This is a genomic window from Actinomadura sp. GC306, assembly GCF_004348665.1.
Classification (GTDB): Bacteria; Actinomycetota; Actinomycetes; order Streptosporangiales; family Streptosporangiaceae; genus Spirillospora.
Map to the genome: position 1 here is coordinate 1 of NZ_SMKM01000334.1, position 6,563 is coordinate 6,563.

The window sequence follows — 6,563 nt, forward strand, 5'->3', positions numbered from 1 at the left end:
GAGGTAGACGAAGCCGCGCACGGGCTGGTTCACGGCGGTGGCGAAGACGGCGCGTCCGGGGTCGACGTAGGAGGCTGGGGTGCCCTTGGCTCCGGGGCCGAGGCGGACGGCGCGGTAGACGTCTTTGCCGCCGGGCACGCGGACGGAGAAGGCGGTGAACACGCCTCCGGGGTAGTCCTTGTGCGGGTAGGAGGCGTCCGCTGGGGTGGGGCCGGGGCCTTCGTTGACGATGTCGAACACGGCGACGATGTAGGCGCCGTCCCGGTAGAAGGGTTTGACGTCCAGGCGCCGCTTGGCCTCGCCGAACTTCGCCGAACGGCTGGCGACCTTCTCGCCGTCCTGCGGGCGGAACTCGGCGGGCGGACCTGCGGCTCCGGCGCCAGCCGAGGCGGACGGGCTCGCCGTGGCGGACTGGCTAGCCGTGGCGGACGGACTGGGCGAGGTGCTGGGCGAGGCGCTGGGCGAGGCGTCCCCGGCGTCCTGCTCGATGACGTCGTGCAGCGGGACGGGGTTCGCAGGCCCCGGAGGCGACGCCCCGGGAGCCGGCTCCACACCCGGGCTCGACGTGAGCGTCGGCATTCCCGTGCCTGGCGGACTTCCGGACGGCACGGCGGTCGTGGTCTCCGCCTCGGCGCGCGCCTCCGGCTCGGTTCCGGTCCCCTCGTCCACCCCGGCGCCGACCCCCGGCGGGGCGTCGACGCCCGGCGGAGGCGCGCTGCTCGTCGTCGGCGAGGAGCCCGTGGCCGGCGCGTCCGTTGGCGGCGCGGTGGCGGTGCCGGTGACGGGGATGCCGGTGAACTCCCCCGCGGTGCCCGGCGTGAGGACGGTGACCTTCGCGACGTCCGGCGGGAGCGCGGGATACTCGGCGGCCATTTCGCGGGTGGTGCGGGGCGCGAACCCGTCCCCGCTCGTGGACCCGGTCGGCCGGTACAGCCGGCGTCCGACCGGGTCGAGCAGGTCGATCGCGAACATTACGGACTTCGTCGCCGTGTCCATGGACGTCACGCTGTAGCGCAGCACCGACTTGCCGCCCTGCCGCTCGACGCTCTTGATCTCGATGCGCGCGTGCAGCCCGTCCGCGCTGCCGAAGCGGCCTTCCTTGGCGAACGTCCCCCCGGAGTTGGCGGGACGGGCGGAGCCCCCGGCCCCGGCCGTCGGCGGATCGACCTTCACCGGCCCGTCATTCGCGCAGCCGGTGAGGAGCAGCAGCCCGGAAAGGGAGGCGGCCAGGGTGGGAACGCGGCGCATCGGTCATCCGTCGAGGAGTGGCGGGCGGGAGACGGAGGCCACAGTAGTCACCGCCGTAGCGCCTCGCCATCTTCAACGGAGGTCACCTCCGGTGCATCGGACCGGAGGCGGGGCGGGTCAGCAGGAGCCGACGTTGACGGACGTGCTGACCGAGTGGCTCCAGGGCTCGCCGATGCCGCCGCCGATGTTCAGGTCGTTGTCCACGGTGACGGTGAGGCAGACGGGGTTCTCGCCGTCGCGATTCGTCAACTCGTACTCGCCGCCGCCGACCGAGCGGATCTTCACGTTGCCGCCGCCGTGCTCGTTCACGGCGTCGTACACGTCGGACGACGCGCGGTACGACGAACCGATCCCGGACTGCGTCCCCTGGTCCAATTCGGACGCCGCGGAGGACGCGACGGACCGCACCTGCGCCGTCGAGTAGGTGCTCGACGCGTCGGCGGCGTTGACGACGGCCGCGAGGACGAGCATCATGACCGCGCCGAGGAACATGCCGAACCGGTTCAGCGCGTACGCGGCGTCGGACGGCTCGTTGGCCTCGGGGCGGCGGTACTGCCATGACGTGAGCTTCCAGTAGAGCTTCCGCTGGTCCATGCACCCGAGCGCGAAGAAGACGGCTGCCAGCAGGAAGCACATGACGATCAGAGCGGTCACGGGGACGCCTCCTCGAAGCCGGAATCACCGGTTGGATGCGCGCGCACGGCAAACCGTTCAATCCCGGGCGATCGGGGCCTGAAGCTCAGGAAAGGCGAGGACTTCTCAGGGGCGGGGCGGGTTGTCGCCGTCGTAGGTGCGTTCGTCCCGGCCTGACGGGAACCGGGGCTGACGCTGCTGCATCCGGGACATCATCAGCAGTTGGAGCGCGAACGTCACCCCGCCGACGATGATCAGGATGACGCCGATGACGTGAATGTCCACCGGGTCCGTCATCGCATCCGGTTGGATCGCGAACTTGAGGATCAGTCCGAGCGTGATCAGGAAAACACTGACGCCGATACCCATGCGATGACCTCCGCCGGACGAACCGTGGTCGTGTTCTTTAACTATCCCTTCCGATCTCCGGTCACACGTCGGCGGGCGCGCGGGATCGTTCTCAGCCGCCCTGCCGCACCGGGACCTTGCCGAGCTTTCCGAAGGGGCCGGCGTCGAAAGTGACGGAAGTGACCTTGCCGGGCGGGGCGGGCAGGTAGGCGAAGCCGCGGACGGGACGGTTCACCTCGACCCCGCCGACGGCGCGTCCTGGGTCGACATAGGAGCCGTTGGCCCCGGGTGTCACGGTGCCGATCCGGACGGTGCGGTGGACGTCCTTGCTGCCCGGTACCTGAATGGAGAACGAGGTGAAGACGCCGCCCGGATAGTCCCGATGGGAGTAGGACGCGTCCGGTGGCGTGGGCCCTGGGCCTTCGTTGACGATGTCGAACACGGCGACGATGTAGGCGCCGTCACGGTAGAAGGGCTTGACGTCGATGCGCCGCTTGGCGTCGCCGAACTTTGCCGAGCGACTGGCGACCTTCTTCCCGTCCTCCGGCCGGAAGCCGGCAGGGCCGCTTTCCGGGCTGGGCGTCTCCGGCCGCTTCACCTCGTAGGTGATCTCGACGCGGCGGTTGCGTTCGCGGGCCTTGACGTCACCCTCGGCAGCGATGGGCTCCGCCGCTCCCCTACCGCTCGCCGTGTAGGAGAACCCGTCGCCGAGCCGGGACTTCATCTCACGCATCACGGCCTCAGCACGCTTCTTGGAGAGCGCCACATTGGCGGTGTCGTCTCCGCTGCTGTCGGTGTGCCCCTCGAAGCTCAGCGAGCCTGCGGCCTTCGACTTGATCTCCTTCTCGGTCTCGTCCAGCACGTTCCCGGCGCGTCCGGACAGGTCAGCGGAGGTTCTCTCGAACAGCACGTCCGCGCGGAGGCCGACCGTCACCTGCTGGCCGCTCGTCACGGTGTCCCTGACTTCGCCTTCGGTGATGCCGTACAGCTCCACCGGGTTGCCGCGCAGCCGCGCCAGGGACGCGGCGGATGCGTCGTCGGGACCGGTGACGGGGATGCCGGTGAACTCGCCGGCCGTGCCCCGCGTGAGCGCGGTGACCTTCGTGACGCTGCGCGGGATGGCCGGGTACTCGGTGGTCATCTCGCGGGTAGCGCCGGGCTCGAAGGTCTCCCCGCCCGTGGAACCGGTGGCCTTGTAGAGGAGGCGCCCGACCGGGTCGAGTAGGTCGATCGCGAAGTTCAGCGACTTCTTGGACGAGTCGAGGGACGTCACGCTGTACCGCAGCACCGACTTCTCACCTCGGCGCTCGACGCCCTTGATCTGCACACGGGCCTGCAGCGGGGCACCCGTCCCACCGAACCGCCCTTCCTTGGCGAACACCGCCCCACCAGCGACACCCCCGGCCACCGGCGCGTCTTCCTTGTCCGCCCCACCACCCGAACAACCGACGACGAAGACGACGCCGGCCAGGGAGGCGGCAAGGGGCAGGACGAGGCGCATCGGTCATCCGTCAACGAAGGGGCACACAACGACCGCCACACTAGCCAGCCCCGATGTCCCCCTGCCATATCGCGGGCAAGCGGTACGGGCCCCACGTCGCCCACCAGCCGACTCACGAAGGAGCAGGGACGGCTGTGACGCAAATCAGGGATCGGCACGATCAATCAAAACCGAGAGATCATGCACAAACAACATCGAGTAAATCCCGGCTTCGGCGAGCTTGTTGAAAACGTCGCGAGCCAACACCTCTTCCCGCGCCGCACTCCGCTCCAAGTCGATCACCGTGACGACCACCGGGTATTGCGAAAAGGGAATTCCGTAATCATCATCGAATTCGTGAGACAGCTCGACCTGAACTTTGACCGTGTCGGCCCCTCCGGCGAAGTCGATCCCGCCGCCGGACGTACTGCTCGAACTGAGCTCGACCCCGGCCGCGCCGGCGATGTCGGAGAGGAGGCGTTCCCCCACCTCGGGAGCACGCAGAAAGATCTGATAGTAACTACTCACTCACCATTGGTGCGCGAGTCGAGCGAAAGGTTCTTGAGGGCACTGGCGAACCGGTGAAATTCATCGTGACCAATGATGATTCTGGGGCCACTGGGGTCCTGGCTGTCACGCAACGCCACGCTGTGTGAGACCACAGCAACCTCAACACAGTTGTCACCCTCGGCCGTGCTTCGTGAAGCCTTGCGCCATACCGCCTTGCTCAGGTCCATCTCTCCTCAATCACCCTTCTGATCAGGGCTCGGGTGTCTCTCACATTGAGCGCCTCTGCCTGAAGACTAGCGAACCTCTCGTGCAGGTTGGCAAGATCGTCCGGGTCTGCACTGGTCATGCCCCCTGTCCCAGTGACGAGGTACGCAGCGTCGCTGCGGTCCGCCTGAGTGGCGATGGTGAAGGCAGACCGCGCGTCCTCTACATAGACGGTTGGAAGCACCTGGAGCCGGACACCGGGACGTTCGGACAATTCCAGCAGATACTCGAGTTGCTCTTGCATAATTTCCCGTGTACCGACCTTCCTATAAAGAACACTCTCCTCTAGAACCACAAATATCTTCGGTGCCGGTTCGCTCATCACCTGCTTCTGTCTGTTCATCCGAGTATTGAGGATGTCTGCGTCCTTAACGATCTCGCCTGCGTACGCCTCGGTCTGGAAAAGTCCATTGACGATATGCGTCTCGTAGACACGGATCAGACTGGCTGTAGATTCGGCCTTCGGGAAATTGACGAAGTAGGCGGCGTACTTGACGGACTTGATCGATTCAAGCAACTTGTTCCACGCTGCGACTATCTCGCCGTTGGCTTGTAGGGCGTCGTCAAGACGCTTGGCGAAGTCCAGGCGGCACCGAGTCTTGCCGAGTTCAACGTGGCCGATATAGGCGCGGGAGACATTCACCAGGTCGGCCAGATCGACCTGCTTGAGTCCAGCCGCCTCGCGCAACCTCCTGACGACGACACCGAACGACCGCAACTCCGGCGTACGTCGACGGTTCTCAATGGTCGAGGCCATGACGATCATCCCTCCGCGATCTGGCAACCCACGCGCTAACAAAGGCAACCTGTTTGTGGGTGTTATCGAAGTCTCCTGAGAGAGTACGACCTCCCATGGCCTGATGGTGTTCACTCAATAACACAGGGTGATTGCGGCGAGTACTTCCGGTTTGACGGATTGACCCCGTTTGCGATCAGCCCTCGTCCAGGCTGGAGGGGTTCACCGATGCCCGCGGTCATGCTCGCGCCAGAGGCGCCACCGCTCGTCCTCGATCCATCCGACGAGGCGCCCGCGAAAGCGCGCCGCTATCTCACCGACCGGTTCCGCGAGCTGGGGCACGCTGACGACTTCGTCGGTCGGCTCGTGGTTACCGAGCTGGTCACCAACAGCTACAAGCACGTCGGCACCGGGCACATCATCGTGCGGATCTTCCCGGACGTGCGCGAACTGCTCACCGTCATCGAGGTCTGGGACGAGAGCAGCGCCCTTCCCGTCGTCCAAGGCGAGGACGACGACGCGGAGAGCGGGCGCGGCCTGCTGCTGATGGAACAACTCGTCCACGACTGGGGCGTCCGCCCGCTCAACGAGGAAGGAAAGATCACGTGGGCTCGCTGCGTCCGCTGAGTGCCCGGCTACTGCGGTGGCGGACCCGGCTGGGGCGCGCCACCGCGATCCGCAACCTCGACCTGCTTGCCGTCGCCGTCCAGGCCAGAAGCTACCGCTGCATCAAGCTCTACCAGGCCGACGAACTCCCGGCCCGTCCACCGCTGCTGTGGGTGTTCGCGTTCAGCCCTGATGACCACGTCCGCATCGCGGTGAGCGTCCGCGCCATCCCCGGAGGCGGCTGGGCCTACTACGACGCCGGACGCGGACGGCACGGCTACCTCTCCCCCTGCGGCGACACCGAACTGGCCGCCGACCAGGTCGACGCGCTCCTCAAACACCGCATGTTCCCCGCCACCTGGTAACCCGCCACCAGAAAGACATCACGATGACCCATCTACCTACGCCCCCGCATGGCTGGGCGCCCGCCGTTCATGCCGCGCCCACCTCACGCCCGGCCGCTTGTCCAGCGACCCCAATAGAACCGGGCCCCGACATCGCCGAGGCCCTGGAGCAACTACGCCGAACCTTTCCCGGCCTGTGCATCTGGCACGGCCAACGGACCGGCTCCTATTGGGCGCTCCTCCCGAACCGCCTGGTCGAAGCCAAGACCTCCATCGACCTCGCCCGCCAACTCCACACCGCCGGCCTCATGCTCCCGCGCCGCCCCGGCCCGCACACCCGCAACGCGGACGGCACCTGGAACGGGCCGACCCCCTCTGCCCCACGCCCTGGACG

At 67.1% G+C, this 6,563-nt stretch carries 8 protein-coding genes and 2 pseudogenes; 3 read left to right on the plus strand and 7 right to left on the minus strand.

What is annotated here, in order from left to right:
- The 7 genes and pseudogenes from E1200_RS29825 to E1200_RS29855 all read right to left on the minus strand — a co-directional run.
- A pseudogene (locus E1200_RS29825) lies at positions 1-1,248 on the minus strand (hypothetical protein); the annotation flags it as partial.
- Between the two features lie 117 nt (positions 1,249-1,365).
- Complete coding sequence (locus E1200_RS29830) at positions 1,366-1,902, minus strand: hypothetical protein (RefSeq protein WP_131955416.1); 537 nt, start codon at positions 1,900-1,902, stop codon at positions 1,366-1,368.
- A gap of 105 nt (positions 1,903-2,007) precedes the next feature.
- Positions 2,008-2,250: a DUF6458 family protein gene (locus E1200_RS29835; protein WP_131955417.1), complete on the minus strand. Its 243-nt coding sequence runs from the start codon at positions 2,248-2,250 to the stop codon at positions 2,008-2,010.
- Between the two features lie 91 nt (positions 2,251-2,341).
- On the minus strand, positions 2,342-3,730 hold the full coding sequence (locus E1200_RS29840; RefSeq protein ID WP_131955418.1) for an OmpA family protein: 1,389 nt from the start codon (positions 3,728-3,730) through the stop codon (positions 2,342-2,344).
- A gap of 144 nt (positions 3,731-3,874) precedes the next feature.
- Complete coding sequence (locus tag E1200_RS29845; RefSeq protein ID WP_131955419.1) at positions 3,875-4,237, minus strand: hypothetical protein; 363 nt, start codon at positions 4,235-4,237, stop codon at positions 3,875-3,877.
- The gene (locus tag E1200_RS29850) at positions 4,234-4,446 is read right to left on the minus strand and encodes a DUF397 domain-containing protein (RefSeq protein WP_131955420.1); all 213 of its coding nucleotides are present in this window, start codon (positions 4,444-4,446) and stop codon (positions 4,234-4,236) included. The genes E1200_RS29845 and E1200_RS29850 overlap by 4 nt, the downstream gene beginning before the upstream one ends.
- Positions 4,437-5,240, minus strand: coding sequence for a helix-turn-helix transcriptional regulator (locus tag E1200_RS29855; protein WP_165950519.1), 804 nt, complete (start codon positions 5,238-5,240; stop codon positions 4,437-4,439). Before E1200_RS29855 ends, E1200_RS29850 begins: the two co-directional genes overlap by 10 nt.
- Before the next feature lie 207 nt (positions 5,241-5,447).
- Here E1200_RS29855 and E1200_RS29860 point away from each other — a divergent pair, with 207 nt between their 5' ends.
- The 3 genes and pseudogenes from E1200_RS29860 to E1200_RS34505 form a co-directional block, all read left to right on the plus strand.
- The gene (locus tag E1200_RS29860) at positions 5,448-5,846 is read left to right on the plus strand and encodes an ATP-binding protein (RefSeq protein ID WP_131955422.1); all 399 of its coding nucleotides are present in this window, start codon (positions 5,448-5,450) and stop codon (positions 5,844-5,846) included.
- Entirely contained in the window at positions 5,825-6,190 is a 366-nt protein-coding gene (locus E1200_RS29865; protein WP_131955423.1) for a hypothetical protein, read from the plus strand. Before E1200_RS29860 ends, E1200_RS29865 begins: the two co-directional genes overlap by 22 nt.
- A 23-nt stretch (positions 6,191-6,213) precedes the next feature.
- A pseudogene (locus tag E1200_RS34505) lies at positions 6,214-6,563 on the plus strand (hypothetical protein); the annotation flags it as partial.